This is a genomic window from Pseudomonas sp. dw_612 (assembly GCF_018449725.1).
GTDB lineage: Bacteria > Pseudomonadota > Gammaproteobacteria > Pseudomonadales > Pseudomonadaceae > Aquipseudomonas.
This window is the reverse complement of the sequence record NZ_JAAVVC010000013.1, coordinates 141,036-158,283: the sequence shown is the minus strand read 5'-3', so window position 1 is coordinate 158,283 and position 17,248 is coordinate 141,036. Positions and strand designations below refer to the sequence as shown.

General features: G+C 60.0%; 16 protein-coding genes and 1 pseudogene. 8 read left to right on the top strand and 9 right to left on the bottom strand.

Translation table 11 applies throughout. From position 1 onward, the window contains the following. Positions 1-3: 3 nt before the first annotated feature. The 4 genes from HB680_RS20230 to choX form a co-directional block, all read right to left on the bottom strand. Entirely contained in the window at positions 4-480 is a 477-nt protein-coding gene (locus HB680_RS20230; protein ID WP_213940289.1) for a thioesterase family protein, read from the bottom strand. Positions 481-700: 220 nt separating this feature from the next. Next, positions 701-1,666 carry an L-carnitine dehydrogenase gene (locus HB680_RS20225; protein ID WP_213940288.1) on the bottom strand — a complete coding sequence of 322 codons (966 nt, stop codon included), beginning with the start codon at positions 1,664-1,666 and terminating at the stop codon, positions 701-703. Between the two features lie 143 nt (positions 1,667-1,809). Then, the gene (locus tag HB680_RS20220) at positions 1,810-2,697 is read right to left on the bottom strand and encodes a 3-keto-5-aminohexanoate cleavage protein (RefSeq protein WP_054616877.1); all 888 of its coding nucleotides are present in this window, start codon (positions 2,695-2,697) and stop codon (positions 1,810-1,812) included. Between the two features lie 76 nt (positions 2,698-2,773). Then, positions 2,774-3,718, bottom strand: coding sequence for a choline ABC transporter substrate-binding protein (gene choX / locus HB680_RS20215; protein ID WP_213940287.1), 945 nt, complete (start codon positions 3,716-3,718; stop codon positions 2,774-2,776). Between the two features lie 210 nt (positions 3,719-3,928). On the opposite strand from choX, the gene HB680_RS20210 reads away from it, so the two are divergent. After that, positions 3,929-4,888: a GlxA family transcriptional regulator gene (locus tag HB680_RS20210; RefSeq protein ID WP_213940286.1), complete on the top strand. Its 960-nt coding sequence runs from the start codon at positions 3,929-3,931 to the stop codon at positions 4,886-4,888. Between the two features lie 47 nt (positions 4,889-4,935). Here the strand turns inward: HB680_RS20210 and HB680_RS20205 are convergent, their stop codons facing one another. The 5 genes and pseudogenes from HB680_RS20205 to HB680_RS20185 form a co-directional block, all read right to left on the bottom strand. Further along, positions 4,936-5,892: an FRG domain-containing protein gene (locus HB680_RS20205; RefSeq protein ID WP_213940285.1), complete on the bottom strand. Its 957-nt coding sequence runs from the start codon at positions 5,890-5,892 to the stop codon at positions 4,936-4,938. A 31-nt stretch (positions 5,893-5,923) separates the two neighbouring features. Continuing rightward, positions 5,924-6,343 carry a DUF3010 family protein gene (locus HB680_RS20200; protein ID WP_213940284.1) on the bottom strand — a complete coding sequence of 140 codons (420 nt, stop codon included), beginning with the start codon at positions 6,341-6,343 and terminating at the stop codon, positions 5,924-5,926. Positions 6,344-6,375: 32 nt separating this feature from the next. Then, positions 6,376-6,606 (bottom strand): annotated as a pseudogene (locus tag HB680_RS20195) (helix-turn-helix transcriptional regulator); the annotation flags it as partial. 7 nt (positions 6,607-6,613) lie between these two features. Beyond that, on the bottom strand, positions 6,614-7,018 hold the full coding sequence (locus tag HB680_RS20190; protein WP_213940282.1) for a lysozyme inhibitor LprI family protein: 405 nt from the start codon (positions 7,016-7,018) through the stop codon (positions 6,614-6,616). A gap of 106 nt (positions 7,019-7,124) precedes the next feature. Beyond that, positions 7,125-7,910 (bottom strand): hypothetical protein, encoded by a 786-nt coding sequence (locus HB680_RS20185; RefSeq protein WP_213940281.1) that lies wholly within the window; start codon positions 7,908-7,910, stop codon positions 7,125-7,127. A 256-nt stretch (positions 7,911-8,166) separates the two neighbouring features. Here HB680_RS20185 and HB680_RS20180 point away from each other — a divergent pair, with 256 nt between their 5' ends. The 7 genes from HB680_RS20180 (at position 8,167) to HB680_RS20150 (ending at position 16,745) form a co-directional block, all read left to right on the top strand. Further along, positions 8,167-9,144, top strand: a complete 978-nt coding sequence (locus HB680_RS20180; RefSeq protein WP_008033250.1) for a dipeptidase — start codon at positions 8,167-8,169, stop codon at positions 9,142-9,144. 175 nt (positions 9,145-9,319) lie between these two features. Beyond that, entirely contained in the window at positions 9,320-9,850 is a 531-nt protein-coding gene (locus tag HB680_RS20175) for a DUF5943 domain-containing protein (protein ID WP_213940280.1), read from the top strand. A gap of 15 nt (positions 9,851-9,865) precedes the next feature. Continuing rightward, complete coding sequence (gene dgcA, locus HB680_RS20170; RefSeq protein WP_213940279.1) at positions 9,866-11,926, top strand: NADH:flavin oxidoreductase; 2,061 nt, start codon at positions 9,866-9,868, stop codon at positions 11,924-11,926. Between the two features lie 170 nt (positions 11,927-12,096). Continuing rightward, complete coding sequence (gene dgcB, locus HB680_RS20165; RefSeq protein WP_213940278.1) at positions 12,097-14,046, top strand: (Fe-S)-binding protein; 1,950 nt, start codon at positions 12,097-12,099, stop codon at positions 14,044-14,046. Further along, positions 14,046-15,266, top strand: coding sequence for an electron transfer flavoprotein subunit alpha/FixB family protein (locus tag HB680_RS20160; protein WP_213940277.1), 1,221 nt, complete (start codon positions 14,046-14,048; stop codon positions 15,264-15,266). Before dgcB ends, HB680_RS20160 begins: the two co-directional genes overlap by 1 nt. Before the next feature lie 15 nt (positions 15,267-15,281). Further along, positions 15,282-16,052: an electron transfer flavoprotein subunit beta gene (locus HB680_RS20155; RefSeq protein ID WP_213940276.1), complete on the top strand. Its 771-nt coding sequence runs from the start codon at positions 15,282-15,284 to the stop codon at positions 16,050-16,052. A 126-nt stretch (positions 16,053-16,178) separates the two neighbouring features. Next, positions 16,179-16,745 carry a GNAT family N-acetyltransferase gene (locus tag HB680_RS20150; protein ID WP_213940275.1) on the top strand — a complete coding sequence of 189 codons (567 nt, stop codon included), beginning with the start codon at positions 16,179-16,181 and terminating at the stop codon, positions 16,743-16,745. Positions 16,746-17,248 lie beyond the last annotated feature (503 nt).

The window sequence follows — 17,248 nt, the reverse complement described above, 5'->3', positions numbered from 1 at the left end:
TTGTTATTTTTTTGGAGGCAGTGCGATCACTCGGCCAACGTAGTCAGGGGCGGGCAGGTCGGTTTGTTCGGCGACGATAGTTTGCAGCTTGCCCAGAGTCTCTTCGCTGAATGGTGCGGAGCGCGGCCCGGCGAGGTTGACGTGCAGCAGCATTTGCTCGTTGCCGGCCAGTTCCTTGTCACCGCCCACCAGGTGCAGGCTGTGATAGAGGTGCAGGCGTTTGCTGTCGTGGGCGATGATTTGGGTGTGCACTTCGACGTCGGCGTCGAGCTTCACTTCGTGCAGATAGTTGAGGTGCAGTTCGAGGGTGAACAACGAGTGGCCGCTGGCTTCGCGGTTGTTGCTGTCCATGCCCAGACGATCCATCAACGCGTCGGTGGCGTAGCTGAAAATCAGCAGGTAGAAGGCGTCGCGCAGATGGCCGTTGTAGTCGACCCAGTCGGGGATGATTTTGGTTTGGTAGGTGGTTAGAGCGGGCATGGTGTCGGTCCAGTTGCTGGTGGTAGTTTCAAAATCCACCCCTCACCCCAGCCCTCTCCCCAGAGGGGAGAGGGGGAAAGGGAGCGGATCTCCATGCGTTTCAAAGCCTGAGTTCGACTCGGGTTTTCGGGTCGCAGTATTTCGACTAAACACCTCGGTCAGTCCCCTCGCGCCTTTGGGGAGAGGGTTAGGGTGAGGGTGAATCTCAAGCCGATGACTATCAGTCGGCAAACGCCATCCCATGCTTCTCTTTGGTGGTTTTCACCGCCTCCAGCACCGCCAGCAGGCAATCATCACGATAGCGCTCCAGCGCCGAGATGCTGTGCGTGCCCAACTGATCGCTGGTGCCATCCACCACGTCATCAATCAGCTTGTCGGTCAGTTCCGGCGCTGGCAGGTAAGTCCAAGGCAACTGCAACGCCGGCCCGAATTGCGCCATGAAGTGCCGCATGCCCGCATCGCCACCTGCGAGGGTGTAGGTCAGGAATGTTCCCATAAACGACCAGCGCAGGCCGGCACCGAAGCGAATCGCATCGTCAATTTCGCCGGTAGTCGCCACCCCGTCGTTGACCAGGTGCAGCGCCTCACGCCACAGCGCTTCGAGCAAACGGTCGGCGATGAACCCCGGCACTTCCTTGCGTACATGCAGCGGACGCATCCCTAAGGATTCGTAAACTTTGATCGCCGCTTGAATGGCCTCCGGCGCAGTGTTCTTCCCGCCGACCACTTCCACCAATGGCAACAGGTAAACCGGGTTGAACGGATGCCCGACCACACAGCGTTCCGGGTGGGTCGACCCTTCGTAAAACTCGCTCGGCAACAATCCCGAGGTGCTGGAGCCGATCAATGCATTGGGCTTGGCCGCCGCGCTGATTTTTGCGTGCAGTTCGAGTTTCAGTTCGAGGCGTTCCGGGGCGCTTTCCTGGATGAAATCCGCATCGCGCACACATTCTTCAATGGTCGCGACAAAGCGCAGGCGATCTTGCGAGGCGCCGGGTGCCAAGCCCTGTTTCTCCAGCGCACCCCAGGCATTGGCGACCCGCTTGCGCAGCGCCGCTTCGGCACCGGGCGCCGGGTCCCAGGCCACCACGTCGAGGCCATGGGCGAGGGCGCGCGAGACCCAACCGCTGCCGATGACACCGCTGCCCAGCGCGGCGAAGGTTTTGATTTCGGTGATAAAGCTCATGGCGTCGTCCTAAAAGAATTCGGTGATCCCTTGTGGGAGCGGGCTTGCTCGCGAAGAGGCCGGTACATCCGACAGATCTCTTGCGTCAGAACCACCGCTTTCGCGAGCAAGCCCGCTCCCACAGGTGAAGTGTGTGGTGTGGGTTAACCGCGCTTGGTCAGGCCCATTTTTGCCCGACCTTCCGCTGGCGTCAGGACGCGGGCGCCGAGGCGGCTGAGGATTTCGCTGGCGCGTTCGACCAGTTGGCCGTTGGTCGCCAGTACGCCTTTGTCCAGCCACAGGTTGTCTTCCAGCCCGACCCGCACGTTGCCGCCCAGCAGTACCGCTTGCGCGGCCATCGGCATTTGCATGCGACCGATACCGAACCCGGCCCAGACCGCGTCGGCCGGCAGGTTGTCGACCATGGCTTTCATGGTGGTGGTGTCGGCCGGTGCGCCCCACGGGATGCCCAGGCACAGCTGGAACAGCGGGTTGTCGAGCAAGCCTTCCTTGATCATCTGCTTGGCGAACCACAGGTGACCGGTGTCGAAGATTTCCAGCTCGGCCTTCACGCCCAACTCCTGAATGCGTTTGGCGCCCGCGCGCAGTTGCGCCGGGGTGGACACGTAAATCGTGTCGCCATCGCCGAAGTTCAGGGTGCCGCAATCCAGGGTGCAGATTTCCGGGAGCAATTCTTCAACGTGAGCGAGGCGGGTCAGCGGGCCGACCAGGTCGGTGTTCGGGCCGAACTCCATCGGGTTTTCACCCGCGCCGATTTCCAGGTCACCGCCCATGCCGGCGGTGAGGTTGACGATGATGTCCACATCCGCCTCGCGGATACGCTCCATCACTTCGCGGTACAGCGCGACGTCACGGCTGAACTTGCCGGTTTCGGGATCGCGGACGTGGCAGTGGACCACGGTGGCGCCAGCCTTGGCGGCTTCCACGGCGGCTGCAGCGATTTGTTTCGGGGTGACCGGCACGTGTGGGCTTCTGGCGGTCGTGTCGCCAGCACCGGTGAGTGCGCAGGTGATGATGACGTCGTGGTTCATTAGGCGGGTTCCTTACAGGCGTGATTTAGCTGTCCGCAGCCCATACAGGGCTGCGAATCAGTGGTTCATTTCGGGTTTATTTACTGGTCAATTGCAGGTTTTCAGCCGCTGGTTTGCCATCGAACGTGGTCACACCTTCGAGCCAGCGTTGCTTGTCTTGCGGGTGATCTTTCAGCCATTGCTTGGCCGATTCGAAGGCGTCCTTGTGATCCAGCAGCGGCTGCATCATCCGACTCTCGTCTTCGGCAGTGTAGGTCAGGTTGCTCAGCAAACGGCTGACGTTCGGGCATTGCTGTGCGTAGTTCGGCGAAGTGACGGTCCAGACCGTGGCCATGCCTTCGTTCGGCCCCAGAGCGTCTTCGCTGCCGGTGAGGTAGGTCATTTTCACGTTGACGTTCATCGGGTGCGGCGCCCAGCCGAAGAACACGATGGCTTCGTTGCGCTTGGTGGCGCGGGTCACCGCCGAGAGCATCCCGGCTTCACTGGACTCGACCAACTGGAACTTGCCGAGGCCAAACTGGTTCTTGGCGATCATTTCCTTGATTTGGGTATTGGCGCCCGAACCAGGCTCGATGCCGTAGATTTTGCCGCCCAGTTCTTTTTCGAACTTGGCGATGTCGGCGAAGGTTTTCAGGCCCTTGTCGGCGAGGTAAGTCGGCACGGCGAGGGTGGCGCGGGCGTCCTTGAGGCTTGGCGCTTCAAGCACTTTGACCTGCTTGCCATCGACGAACGGGGTGATGGTCTGGGTCATCAGCGGGTTCCAGTAGCCCAGGAACATATCCAGGCGCTGGTCGCGAATCCCGGCGAAGATGATTTGCTGGGACGCACTGGTTTGTTTGGTGTTGTAGCCGAGGCCATCGAGCAATACCTGAGTCATGGCGCTGGTGGCGATCACATCGGTCCAGTTCACTACGCCCATGCGCACGTTCTGGCACGCGGCGGGGTCGGCGGCCATGGCGCTGGCGCTCAACAAAGCGGTACCGCTGAGTGCAAGAACACAGCTGCTGATCAGTCGTTTCATGGTGGGTTCCTCGGCAGGTCGTTATTGTGGATCCCGGCATCTTCGTGCGCCGGTGATGACCAAGTTACGCAGCTAAGCCCCTGTACAAACGCACTACGGCGACCAGCTCTTGCACTGCAGCGACCTGACCTCTTGAATGCCTGCGACAAGTGGCGTATCAACGTCCACACGCTACCCGCCCTCACGTGACCCGCCTATCGAGTGCGCTCCATGTCCCAGGATTTCTACTTCATGTTGATGCCGGGTTTCTCGGCCATTGGTTTTATCTCGGCCATCGAGCCGTTGCGGGTCGCCAATCGCTTTCGCGGCGAACTCTATCGCTGGCATGTGCTGAGCGCCGATGGCGGGGCGGTGTTGGCCAGCAACGGCATGTCGGTCAACGCCGACGCGGCGCTGGAACCGCTGAAGAAAGGCGCGACGCTGCTGGTGGTCGCCGGTTTCGAACCACTGAAATTCGCCACCCCCGCGCTGGAGCACTGGCTACGCCGACTGGATAACGAAGGCGTGACCCTCGGTGCCATCGACACCGGCAGCTTCGTCCTCGCCGAAGCCGGCCTGCTTGACGGCCATCGCCTGACCCTGCACTGGGAAGCCATCGACGCGTTCAAGGAGTCTTATCCAAAGCTCAGCGTCACCCAGGAGCTGTTCGAGATCGACCGCCGCCGCATCACCTCGGCTGGCGGCACCGCCTCCATCGACCTGATGCTCGACCTCATCGCCCAGGCCCACGGCCCGGAACTGGCGATCCAGGTCAGCGAACAATTCGTACTCGGGCGCATCCGCCCGCGCAAAGACCACCAGCGTATGGAGGTCGCCACGCGCTATGGCATCAGCAACAAGAAACTGGTGCACGTGATTGGCGAGATGGAACAACACAGCGAACCGCCGCTGAGTACGCTGGCGTTGGCGGAATCGATCAAAGTGACGCGGCGGCAATTGGAGCGGTTGTTTCGCCTGCACCTGAACGACACGCCGAGCAATTTCTACCTGCGGTTACGGCTGGAAAAGGCGCGGCAGTTACTGCGCCAGACCGACATGAGCGTGCTGGAAGTGAGCATTGCGTGCGGGTTTGAATCACCGTCGTATTTCACCCGCAGTTATCGGGCGCGGTTTGAGCGGTGTCCGCGTGAGGATCGGCGGCGGTTGGGGGATGGGCGGGAGCTGGTTTGAGCCATGGGGTTCGCAAACTGGCGAACGCCATGGGCCTCAAGGTGTCGTCACTCGTCCTGGTCGTCCAGTGAGCGATGAGACAACCAGTGCTTGAACCTGGCTGTTTCCGTTCGCACGATATCCCGCACGACAGTGTCCAGTTCGGGGTAGATGAAACTTTCCGTTATGCCGACCTGGGCCAAACTATCTCGGATGGCCGCAGTAGATGTGTAAGGAATGAATATTTTGGTTATGTGCGGCTTTAGTGGCGAGTAGTAGTCCAACGCGTGAGTGAATCTGCCATGCAAGGTGAATGCGCCCGACTGAGCTCTGATTCTGTTTGTCATGTGGGGCGCGCAGACACAAATCGGGAAATCTATGGCCTTGCTTGATTCCATTGGGTTTACCCAGTCGGACCATTTTTCCGGGTTGGCAGCCACATCGATGGGGCCAGGAACTTTGTAAGCTTCGCGGTTTATTTTTTCCGGGTCGATGACAAATATTGCGAAGCCGTCCTCATTGGATGGATCTTCCAGAAAGGCATTGCACTGCTCGATGCCATCGCCCTGGCGAACCTCGGCCCGTTGCACGGCAAAGAACAGGGCGACTAACGCATTGGTCGACCAATCCAAAAGACGCGTCGGCATACCGTGATGCTGAGCGATGAACATCCACTCAAAATCATTGGCTGGGGCGTGATCCAGAAAGGGTCGTGCATGGCGTTTAAATGTTTGTAGCAAGCGCTTGGTGCTGAGCCCGGATGCTCCGCCGCCAGAGGACACCTGAATTTGACCCTGTTTGATACTCCGGCCCATTGAGTCGCTGGTCGTGATGATGTTGCGTAGCACGCCGGGAATGAGCTCATGGCTCGCGTTCGATTGGCCGCGAAACCAGAGCGTTCCGGGGATTTCCGGCTTGAACTCATCAATCAGGTCCATAAACTCCGTCAGCGTTCGGGCCGTACGCAAATTCAACTTGTTCGGCTGAACGCTTGCCCCTTTGTTCGACGGTGTCGGTTGCGACATGTTTCTAACTTCCTTGTGAGTGCTGAACGATTTAGTTGCTTTTAACCAAAGCAGAACACGCCGCCTTGTACGCCTCATGCTGATATTTGTTCAGCGTCCCCGGCAGTTCGAAGTTGTGCTTCTTGGCCTGGGCATTGATCGTCTGCGGCGACAACAGCGTCACCTCGCAATTCTCCAGCAACTGAAAAATCCCTTCGATCTTGAACGTCGTCGGCCCGCCGGCAAACTCACCCTTCTTGCTGCGCTTCTTGATCGCAATCCGGTCAATGGAATTCTCACGCACAAACGATGCAACCTGAGCGGCGAAGACCTTGACGTTGGCAGCCTCGTCGTCATCGTCCAGGGCGATTTTCTTGGTGGCCAGGGCGACGTGGCTCAGGGCCTGACCGTCGAGAGAGGCCACGGCGATGATCGCTTCGCTGCCTTTGATTTCGATGCCGCAGATGTTCATTGGAGTTCCTTCACTGGCTGATGGCGTGCAGCTTACAGCTCAAGCTGATCGGCGTTGATGCCAAATGCTGCGGCAATCTTCACGCGGGTTTGCTTGCGGGGCTTCGAAACGCGTTCTAGCTCGGCAAAAGCCGATTGTGAAACACCCATGCGTTCGGCAACTTCATCCTGAGTAAGGTTCAGGTATTCGCGCCAGGCCTGAACCGGGAGCGCGCCGTCGAAGATACGGATGACTACTTCATGGGGGATCAGATTGTTTTCCATTACAGCCTCACTCCTGCGAAATCGACTCCAAAAACTCCGACCGCTCATCACTCATCCGCGCCACACAATCATTCTGCGCAATCGTGAACGCCTTGCTACCGCTCGTCGCCGGAAACGCTTCCACCGCGCAATCCGCATCACGTGTCTTGAGCCATTGCTGCTGGGCAACCTTGAGCTTTTCCGTGATGTCGCTCAGTTGCGCCTTGTTTTTGCCGTAAACGGTTTGCAGGCGTTCATTCAGGCCCTGGTAGTTGTCTTTGAGCAGTTGTTCGGCGGTGGTTCTGCTATAGGCCGAACATTCCAGGGTCTGGACGTCGTTTTCGACCGCGTCGCAGGGCGAACTGTCGTCTTCAGCCGCATGAGCGCCGAAGGACAGCACCAGCAGGGCGGCGAGGCATAACATTGATTTCATCTGCGATTTCCTTCCCATACGGCGTTTTGAAGAGGCGCGCCGATTCTCGCTCAGCAGTCGAGCAAAAAACAGAGGCCTGATGGCATATCAACGGGCGCTGGTTTGCTTACGCTATTGGGTTTGCCTGGAGCGAGGAAGAGACCACTGGAATGTCCAGGCCCGCCTTATGCAAAAGCTGCCTGATGTGGTTTTTCTGTGCCTCGGTGGCATTGGGTGATGTGTGCACGCTGTTGATCAGTCGTTGCAGATTGTAAGCGACGACCAACCCGTATTCGTTTTTTTTAAAAATGGTGCCCGGGGCTGTCACGTTATCCGAGTAGTCGGCGGCGTAGGCCGTTTGATTGCCAACTTCAACCATCAATGCGTTATCGAATCTGATGTTGGTTTTGTAATACAGGGTGCCGGAGTCTATGTAGAGGCGAAACTCATTTTCCGGCGCGTATTTTTCGTCTTTGAATTTGAAGTTGCGCTGGTTGCCGACGCCTGCTTTGCTTTTGTCATAGTCGCAGTCATCGGGGGTGATGACCTCTGTTAGCCCCTTGGGAATTTGCGTAATCAGATACATTAGATTGGACTGAATGACCACATCAGCGCCTTCAGGGGCGAATTTATCCCACATGGCTTGATTTTCCTGTGAGTTCTTATGCCAGCAGCTGAGATAAGTCGTTCTGCGATTGAGCTCACGGATGTTCCGATGCCGCATGACAACGTTTTCTTTCAGATACTTATCTTCCGTCGCTGAATTCAAATCGGCGATCATCTGCTTTTCGTGGTAGCCCCCCTCATCTGGATCCTCCTGCTGATCAGCACGACTGAAATACAAACCGTTATCAGCCAGCAGCCATTCGAATTTTTCCAACGAAAGGTAACGCCAAACCGTAAAACGATGCATTGATCAACTCCTGTTCGACTGAATTTGTCCCTGAACGCTGCGTGATTCTGGAGGCGCGCGTGGCTGCAACGCAATAGAGCATGCGATGGCGGCAACGCTGAACAGATGGCCCGACAACGACCCTTTGTCGCAGATTGACGCTTTCGGCAAACCCCCTGTCGTTTTTGCACCCGGCTGCCCCGGTCCTCAGGCATATGCTGGCCCCAAAGCGCCGGCACACGATTCGGCGCATGAATCGCTAATAGGGGACAGCCTGATGAGCCCAGCCGAATTGCACGCCGACAGCATCGTTATCGACGGGCTGATTATCGCCAAGTGGAACCGCGAGCTGTTTGAAGACATGCGCAAGGGCGGTCTGACCGCGGCCAACTGCACCGTGTCGGTGTGGGAGGGCTTCCAGGCCACCGTCAATAACATCGCCGCCAGCCAGAAGCTGATCCGCGAGAACAGCGACCTGGTGATTCCGGTGCGCACCACCGCCGATATCCGCAAGGCCAAGGAGCAGGGCAAGACCGGCATCCTGTTCGGCTTCCAGAATGCCCACGCCTTTGAAGACCAGATCGGCTATGTCGAGGTGTTCAAGCAACTCGGCGTCGGTATTGTGCAGATGTGCTACAACACCCAGAACCTGGTCGGCACCGGTTGCTACGAGCGCGACGGCGGCCTGTCGGGCTTCGGTCGTGAAATCGTCGCCGAGATGAACCGTGTCGGTGTCATGTGTGACTTGTCCCACGTCGGTTCGAAGACCTCCGAAGAAGTCATCCTCGAATCCAAGAAACCGGTCTGCTACTCCCACTGCCTGCCGTCGGGTCTGAAAATCCACCCGCGCAACAAATCCGATGAAGAACTGAAGTTCATCGCCGATCACGGCGGTTTCGTCGGCGTGACCATGTTCGCGCCGTTCCTGGCCAAGGGCATCGATTCGACCATCGACGACTACGCCGAAGCCATCGAATACACCATGAACATCGTTGGCGAAGACGCTATCGGCATCGGCACCGACTTCACCCAGGGCCATGGCCAGGACTTCTTCGAATACCTGACCCATGACAAGGGCTACGCCCGCCGTCTGACCAGCTTCGGCAAGATCATCAACCCGCTGGGCATCCGCACCGTCGGCGAGTTCCCGAACCTGACCGAAACCCTGCTCAAGCGCGGCCACTCCGAGCGAGTCGTGCGCAAGATCATGGGCGAGAACTGGGTCAACGTCCTCAAGGACGTCTGGGGCGAATAAGCCCGGGTTACACAACGATTCCTGTTGTAGCAGCTGCCGAGGCACGAGGCTGCGTTGCGGTCCGCAGGACCGCCCTCGGGGGCCGCTTCGCAGCCCAACGCAGCCTCGTGCCTCGGCAGCTGCTACGGATGCTACGGCACACCAACATAACGAATTTTTCTGGAGTTAAGTTTCCATGGCCAAGATCGCCCCGCAATTGCCAATCGAAGTCGACAGCGAAACCGGTGTCTGGACCTCCGACGCCCTGCCGATGCTCTACGTACCGCGTCACTTCTTCGTCAACAACCACATGGGCATCGAAGAGGTTTTGGGCGTTGACGCCTATGCCGAGATTCTCTACAAGGCCGGCTACAAATCCGCCTGGCACTGGTGTGAAAAAGAAGCCGAATGCCACGGCCTGGAAGGCGTCGCGGTGTTCGAGCACTACATGAAGCGCCTGTCGCAACGTGGCTGGGGCCTGTTCAAGATCCAGGACATCGACCTCGACAAAGGCACCGCCAGCGTCAAGCTCGAACACTCGGCGTTCGTCTACGTGTACGGCAAGGTCGGGCGCAAGGTCGACTACATGTTCACCGGTTGGTTTGCCGGGGCCATGGACCAGATTCTTGAGGCTCGTGGCAGCAAGATTCGCACCGTTGCCGAGCAAGTCTACGGTGGCTCCGAAGAAGGCCACGACGACGGCCTGTTCACCGTCAAGCCGTTGTAAGTCGAGGATCCCGCCATGGCTTTCGAAGCAATGTTCCAGCCGATCCAGATCGGCAAACTGACCATCCGCAACCGCGTGCTCAGCACCGCGCACGCCGAGGTGTATGCCACCGACGGCGGCATGACCACCGACCGGTACGTCAAGTATTACGAAGAGAAAGCCAAGGGCGGGATCGGCCTGGCGATTTGCGGCGGTTCCTCCAGCGTGGCCATCGACAGCCCGCAAGGCTGGTGGAAATCGGTCAACCTGGCCGACGACCGGATCATTCCGCACTTCCAGAACCTGGCCGATGCCATGCACAAGCATGGCGCCAAGATCATGATCCAGATTACTCACATGGGCCGACGCTCGCGTTGGGACGGCGAGCATTGGCCAACCCTGCTGTCGCCGTCGGGCATCCGTGAACCGGTGCACCGCGCGACCTGCAAAACCATCGAGCCGGAAGAAATCTGGCGGGTGATCGGCAACTACGCCAGCGCCGCCGCGCGGGCCAAGGCCGGTGGCCTCGATGGCGTTGAACTGTCGGCAGTGCACCAGCACATGATCGACCAGTTCTGGAGCCCACGGGTCAACAAACGCACCGACGAATGGGGCGGCAGCTTCGAAAACCGCATGCGTTTCGGCCTGGAAGTATTGAAGGCTGTGCGCGCGGAAGTCGGCCCGGATTTCTGCGTTGGCATCCGTCTGTGCGGTGACGAGTTCCACCCGGACGGCTTGTCCCACGAAGACATGAAACAGATCGCCAAGTACTACGACGACACCGGCATGATCGACTTCATCGGAGTGGTTGGTTCGGGTTGCGACACCCACAACACCCTGGCCAACGTTATCCCCAACATGAGTTATCCACCGGAGCCGTTCCTGCACTTGGCGGCCGGTATCAAGGAAGTGGTGAAGGCCCCGGTGCTGCACGCGCAGAACATCAAGGACCCGAACCAGGCGACCCGTATTCTGGAAGGCGGCTACGTGGACATGGTCGGCATGACCCGTGCCCACATCGCCGACCCGCACTTGATCGCCAAGATCAAAATGGGCCAGGTTGACCAGATCAAACAATGCGTCGGCGCCAACTATTGCATCGACCGTCAGTACCAAGGCCTGGACGTGCTGTGCATCCAGAACGCCGCGACCTCCCGTGAATACATGGGCGTGCCGCACATCATCGAGAAATCGACCGGTGTGAAACGCAAAGTCGTGGTGGTCGGTGCCGGTCCTGCGGGGATGGAAGCCGCTCGCGTCTCCGCCGAACGTGGCCACGACGTGACCCTGTTCGAGAAGAAAGAATTCATCGGCGGGCAGATCACCACTGCGTCGAAAGCCCCGCAACGGGACCAGATCGCTGGTATCACGCGCTGGTTCCAGCTTGAGCTAGCGAGGTTGAAAGTCGACCTGCGCCTGGGCGTGGCCGCCGATGCGGCGACCATTCTCGACCTACGTCCGGACGTGGTGGTGCTCGCCGTTGGCGGTCATCCATTCCTGGAGCAGAACGAACACTGGGGCGCGGCGGAAGGCCTGGTGGTCAGCAGTTGGGACATCCTTGACGGCAAGGTTGCGCCGGGCAAGAACGTGCTGGTCTACGACACCATTTGCGAATTCACCGGGATGTCGACGGCGGACTTCCTCGCCGACAAGGGCAGCCAGGTCGAGATCGTCACCGACGACATCAAGCCGGGCGTGGCGATTGGCGGCACATCGTTCCCGACCTACTACCGCAGCATGTACCCGAAAGAAGTGATCATGACCGGCGACATGATGCTGGAGAAGGTCTACCGCGAAGGCGACAAACTGGTGGCGGTGCTGGAAAACGAATACACCGGCGCCAAAGAGGAGCGGGTGGTGGACCAGGTCGTCGTCGAAAACGGCGTGCGTCCGGACGAAGAAATCTACTACGCGCTGAAGGAAGCGTCGCGCAACAAGGGCCAGATGGACATCGAAGCCTTGTTCGCGATCAAGCCGCAGCCATCGCTGAGCCAACCGGGTGACGGCTACTTGCTGTTCCGCATCGGCGACTGCGTGGCCCAGCGCAACACACACGCGGCGATCTACGACGCCCTGCGGTTGTGCAAGGATTTCTAAGAGCTTGTGGATAACCCTGTGGGAGCGGGCTTGCTCGCGAATGCAATCTGTCAGCCGCCATTGATGTCGACTGACCCACCGCTTTCGCGAGCAAGCCCGCTCCCACAGGGATCGAGCAAGGCATCCAGGTAGTTTGGCCTGCAAGACCCTGCGGTCTTTGGGAGCTCCACATGTTGAACACCCTTCTTCCAATCCTGCTGTTCGCAGCCACCGGACTTGCTGTCCTTGGCGCGTTGCGGCGGGTGGCTATGTGGCGCCGGGGCCGTGCCTCGAAGGTCGACCTGATCGGCGGCCTGCTGGCCATGCCCAAGCGCTACATGGTCGACTTGCACCATGTGGTGGCGCGGGACAAATACATCGCCAACACTCACGTCGCCACGGCTGGCGGTGCGGTGGCGTCGATTGTGCTGGCGATCCTGGTTCACGGTTTCGGCCTGCACAATCGCATTCTCGGTGTTGCCCTGTTGATTGCCTCGGCGGTGATGTTCGTCGGTGCAATCTTCATGTTCTTGCGCCGTCGCAACCCACCGGCTCGCCTGTCCAAAGGGCCATGGATGCGTCTGCCGAAAAGCCTCTTGGCGTTCTCGGCGAGCTTCTTCCTGTTGACCCTGCCGGTCGCCGGCATCCTTCCGGAAAACTTCGGTGGCTGGGTCGTCGCGGCGATCCTCGGCGTCGGTGTGCTGTGGGGCGTTAGCGAGTTGTTCTTCGGCATGACCTGGGGCGGGCCGATGAAGCACGCCTTCGCCGGTGCCTTGCACCTGGCCTGGCACCGTCGCGCCGAACGCTTTGGTGGCGGCCGCTCCACTGGTTTGAAACCGCTGGATCTGAACGATCCAAACGCGCCGCTGGGCGTGGAAAAACCCAAGGATTTCACCTGGAACCAACTGCTCGGTTTCGACGCCTGCGTGCAGTGCGGTAAATGCGAAGCGGCGTGCCCGGCGTTCGCTGCCGGCCAACCGCTGAACCCGAAAAAACTGATTCAAGACATGGTGGTCGGCCTCGCTGGCGGCACCGACGCCAAATTCGCCGGCAGCCCGTATCCGGGCAAAGCCATCGGCGAGCACGCTGGCAACCCGCATCAACCGATCGTCAACGGTCTGGTGGACGCTGAAACCTTGTGGTCCTGCACCACCTGCCGCGCCTGCGTCGAGGAATGCCCGATGATGATCGAGCACGTCGATGCCATCGTCGACATGCGCCGCCATCTGACTCTGGAACTTGGCGCCACGCCAAACAAGGGCGCCGAAGTCCTGGAAAACCTGATCGCCACCGACAACCCGGGCGGCTTTGCGCCGGGCGGGCGGATGAACTGGGCGGCGGATCTGAACCTGAATCTGATGAGCGAGAAGAAGTCTGTCGACGTGCTGTTCTGGGTCGGCGACGGTGCTTTCGACATGCGCAACCAGCGCACCTTGCGCGCCTTCGTCAAAGTGCTGAAAGCGGCCAAGGTCGACTTCGCGGTACTCGGACTTGAAGAGCGCGACAGCGGCGACGTGGCACGACGCCTGGGCGACGAAGCAACGTTCCAACTGTTGGCCAAACGCAATATCCAGACCCTGGCCAAATACAGCTTCAACCGCATCGTCACCTGCGACCCGCACAGCTTCCACGTGCTGAAAAACGAGTACGGCGCCTTCGACGGCCACTACCTGGTGCAGCACCACAGCACCTATATGGCGGAAATCATCGGTGCCGGTGCGCTGAACCTCAGTCAGCACAAAGGCACCAGCGTGACCTATCACGATCCGTGCTACCTCGGTCGCTACAACGGCGAATACGAGGCGCCGCGCGAAGTGCTGCGTGCCCTCGGCATCGAAGTGAAGGAAATGCAACGCTCCGGTTTCCGTTCGCGCTGCTGCGGCGGCGGTGGCGGCGCGCCGATCACCGACATTCCGGGCAAGCAACGGATCCCCGATATGCGCATGGACGACATCCGCGAAACCGGCGCCGAACTGGTGGCCGTGGGTTGCCCGCAATGCACCGCGATGCTTGAAGGCGTGGTCGAACCCCGTCCGTTGATCAAGGACATTGCCGAACTGGTGGCCGACGCATTGCTCGAAGACGCTGCGCCGAGCAAGCCAAACACCCCGGCCAAACGTGAACCTGCGGAGGCCCACTGATGAGCGACATTATCCGCCGCGACCCCCGCGCTGAATGGATTGCCCGTAACCGCTTGCACCCGCTGCACGCGGCGATGCAACCGGCGCAACACAGCTGGATGGGGCCGAATGGCGTCATCCGCAAGAACCTGCACGGCATCGGTTTTATCGGCCCCAACGGCATTAAGCGTATCGACCGCAGTGGCGCGCAGCAGGGCGGGGCGAGCAAACGTTCGGCCGCCGTTGAAGTGCAATTGCCGCTGCATCAAGTGCCGGCTCCGGCGTTCTACATCAGCGTGGTGCCGGACATGGTCGGCGGCCGCTTGAGCAGCCACGACCGCGACTTGCTCGGCCTGGCTCATCAACTGGCCGGCAAGGACGGCGCGGTGTTGGCCGTGGTCTTCGGCGATCACAAGGAAAATGCCTTCGCCACGGCGGGCGTCGATCGCTTGCTGGTACTGGAGGGCGAAGCATTCAGCGGTTATGCACCGGAACAACGAGTCCAGGGCCTGCGGGCTGTGGATAACCAGTTCAACCCGCGTCACTGGTTGCTGCCGGACAGTCGCAGCGGCGGTGGCGAACTGGGTCGACGCTTTGCCGCTGCACTCGGCGAACGCCCGGCCACGCGGGTCTGGCAGGTCAAGGATCAGGAATGCATCGGCCGCGCCGGTGCTGGCTTGCAGGACCTCGCGCGCCCGGTGGCGCGCCTGATTCTGGCCGCCGTCGAGTGCGCCGAACCGGTCAGCGAAACCCGTCACGAAGCCTTGCCGGTGGAGTTATCCACAGGCGTAGCGCGCAGTCTGTCGCGTATCGAGGATTTGGGCGCGGTGGCGGTGGATCCGGCGGCGATTCCAATGGCCGAAGCCGAATTCATCTTCTCCGGCGGCAACGGGGTCAAGGATTGGGGACTTTTCCACAGGACTGCCGAAGCGTTGGGCGCCACCGAAGGCGCATCCCGGGTGGCGGTGGACGATGGCTTCATGGCCCGCGACCGTCAGGTCGGCGCTTCCGGCACCTGGGTCACCGCACGGGTTTATGTGGCCGTGGGGATTTCCGGGGCGATCCAGCACCTGCAAGGCATCGGAGCCTGCGACAAGGTGGTGGCGATCAACCTCGACCCTGGCTGCGACATGATCAAACGGGCCGACCTGTCGGTGATCGGCGAGAGCGCCGAGATTCTTCAAGCCTTGATCGATGCGATAGCGGCTTATCGCAACGAGGCCAAGCGCGATGCGGCTTAAGGGAAGGAAAGGGTCATGAGTACGAACGTCATCAGCCTGGTGTCCATCGGCGCCCACCCGACCTCCGGCCGGCCCCGCCGTGCCGAGCAGGACGCGCGCGCCGTGGAACTGGGCCTGCAACTGGCTGGGGATAACCTGCAAGTGCTGCATGCCGGCGACGTCGCGGAACCGGCGCTGCGGGCCTATCTGGGCATGGGTCTGGAACAGCTGCATGTGCTGGAACAACCGTCGGGCGCCGATGCGTTACCCGCGTTGACCGCTTATTTGCGCGACGCCGGCGCACAGGTCGTGCTGACCGGCAGCCAGGCGGAAACCGGCGAAGGCTCGGGCATGTTGCCGTTCCTGCTGGCGGAAAGCCTCGGCTGGCCGCTGGTGGTGGGGTTGGCGCAGGTCGAATCCATCGACGGCAACTCGGCCCTGGTGCTGCAAGCATTGCCTCGCGGTCAACGCCGTCGCTTGAAAGTGCGGCTGCCGTTTCTGGCGACTGTGGATAACGCCGCGCCGAAACCTCGGCAGAGCGCCTACGGCCCGGCCCGGCGTGGGGTGTTGCAGGCGGATGAAGTCGAAGTCATCGACGATGAATTGCTGGCAGTCGCCACGCTGCAACCGGCCAAGCCACGGCCTAAACGCTTGAAAGTGATCAAGGCCAAGAGCGGCGCCGATCGTATGAAAGCCGCGACGGCGAAGGCCAGTGGCGGTGGTGGTCAGGTGCTCAAAGGCGTGACGGCGCAAGCGGGGGCTGAGGCCATTCTCAAGTTGCTGATCGAAGAAGGCGTGGTTCGTTAACGGATAACCCGCACACATCTTAAAAATGTGGGAGCGGGCTTGCTCGCGAAGGCTGAGTGTCAGGCGACATAAATAGCGACTGACACACCGCTTTCGCGAGCAAGCCCGCTCCCACAGGGGAAAACAATGGCAGTGGAATTTCGTTCGGCCCTGCGCGCGGATGCGCGGGAGATTGCTCGCTTGTTTCAGATTTCATCAGAAGGCGCGGCGGATTACATCTGGAGCCAATTGGCACAACCCGGTCAGGATTTACTGGATGTCGGGGCCAGTCGCTACGCCCGCGACGACGTGGACTTCTCGTACCAGAACTGCCTGATCGCGCAGGCCGAGGACCAGGTCGTCGGCATGCTGCACAGCTACGTGATGCGCCACGATCCGCTGGCGGCGCCCGTGACCGATCCGGTGCTGGCGCCGTATGCCACGATGGAAATCCCCGACACCCTGTATATCTCGAGCCTGGCCCTGCACGAGGGCTGGCGCAATCAGGGCCTGGGCCAGCAATTTCTCGCCTACGCCTATGACCGCGCCAATCAGTTGGGACTCAATGGCTTGAGCCTGATCGACTACGCCGCCAACACCGGCGCCCGGCGATTTTATGAACGGCATGGGTTTCGGATTGTGGATACCTGCCAGATCACGCCGCATCCGATGATTCGGGTGACGGGGGAGGCTTATCTGATGTATCGGCCGTGAGGCGTGGTGCGCTTATTTTGTGTTTGGCTCGAAATCCACCCCTCACCCCAGCCCTCTCCCCATAGGGAAGAGGGGGAAAGGGAGCCGATCTTCAAGCTGTTCAAATCCTGAGTTCGACTTGGGTTTTTTCAGGTCGATGCAGCTCCAAGAACAACTCGGTCAGTCCCCTCGCCCCTCTGGGGAGAGGGTTAGGGTGAGGGGGCGATCCTAAGCCACGCACATATCCTGATGTTACCCACAATCCCTGTTATCACTTCTGTGGATAACATGTTCACCCCTCGCTACACCCCATACAAACCAAGCCCTGCGACCCTTCGTACAAAAAACAACCAGCCTAACCTGCGGTTTTTTCGAGCTTTTTTCCGAGAACAACTTTAATACTTGCCCCCAATCTCTGTTGGCGCTTCTGTGGATAAGATGTTCGCTGTCCGCTACAGGCCATATAAAACGGGCCTTACAAGCGCCTGATCAAAAAACGCTCAAATCGCCGTTTTAACCCATCA

What these genes read in the sequence shown, in the direction of transcription:
- HB680_RS20155 (WP_213940276.1), top strand. Translation starts at nt 15,282, where the DNA reads ATGAGTACGAACGTCATCAGCCTGGTGTCCATCGGCGCCCACCCGACC.
- dgcB (WP_213940278.1), top strand. Translation starts at nt 12,097, where the DNA reads ATGTTGAACACCCTTCTTCCAATCCTGCTGTTCGCAGCCACCGGACTT.
- HB680_RS20200 (WP_213940284.1), bottom strand. Translation starts at nt 6,343, where the DNA reads ATGAACATCTGCGGCATCGAAATCAAAGGCAGCGAAGCGATCATCGCC.
- choX (WP_213940287.1), bottom strand. Translation starts at nt 3,718, where the DNA reads ATGAAACGACTGATCAGCAGCTGTGTTCTTGCACTCAGCGGTACCGCT.
- HB680_RS20150 (WP_213940275.1), top strand. Translation starts at nt 16,179, where the DNA reads ATGGCAGTGGAATTTCGTTCGGCCCTGCGCGCGGATGCGCGGGAGATT.
- HB680_RS20190 (WP_213940282.1), bottom strand. Translation starts at nt 7,018, where the DNA reads ATGAAATCAATGTTATGCCTCGCCGCCCTGCTGGTGCTGTCCTTCGGC.
- HB680_RS20225 (WP_213940288.1), bottom strand. Translation starts at nt 1,666, where the DNA reads ATGAGCTTTATCACCGAAATCAAAACCTTCGCCGCGCTGGGCAGCGGT.
- HB680_RS20175 (WP_213940280.1), top strand. Translation starts at nt 9,320, where the DNA reads ATGGCCAAGATCGCCCCGCAATTGCCAATCGAAGTCGACAGCGAAACC.
- HB680_RS20180 (WP_008033250.1), top strand. Translation starts at nt 8,167, where the DNA reads ATGAGCCCAGCCGAATTGCACGCCGACAGCATCGTTATCGACGGGCTG.
- dgcA (WP_213940279.1), top strand. Translation starts at nt 9,866, where the DNA reads ATGGCTTTCGAAGCAATGTTCCAGCCGATCCAGATCGGCAAACTGACC.
- HB680_RS20220 (WP_054616877.1), bottom strand. Translation starts at nt 2,697, where the DNA reads ATGAACCACGACGTCATCATCACCTGCGCACTCACCGGTGCTGGCGAC.
- HB680_RS20160 (WP_213940277.1), top strand. Translation starts at nt 14,046, where the DNA reads ATGAGCGACATTATCCGCCGCGACCCCCGCGCTGAATGGATTGCCCGT.
- HB680_RS20210 (WP_213940286.1), top strand. Translation starts at nt 3,929, where the DNA reads ATGTCCCAGGATTTCTACTTCATGTTGATGCCGGGTTTCTCGGCCATT.
- HB680_RS20230 (WP_213940289.1), bottom strand. Translation starts at nt 480, where the DNA reads ATGCCCGCTCTAACCACCTACCAAACCAAAATCATCCCCGACTGGGTC.
- HB680_RS20185 (WP_213940281.1), bottom strand. Translation starts at nt 7,910, where the DNA reads ATGCATCGTTTTACGGTTTGGCGTTACCTTTCGTTGGAAAAATTCGAA.
- HB680_RS20205 (WP_213940285.1), bottom strand. Translation starts at nt 5,892, where the DNA reads ATGTCGCAACCGACACCGTCGAACAAAGGGGCAAGCGTTCAGCCGAAC.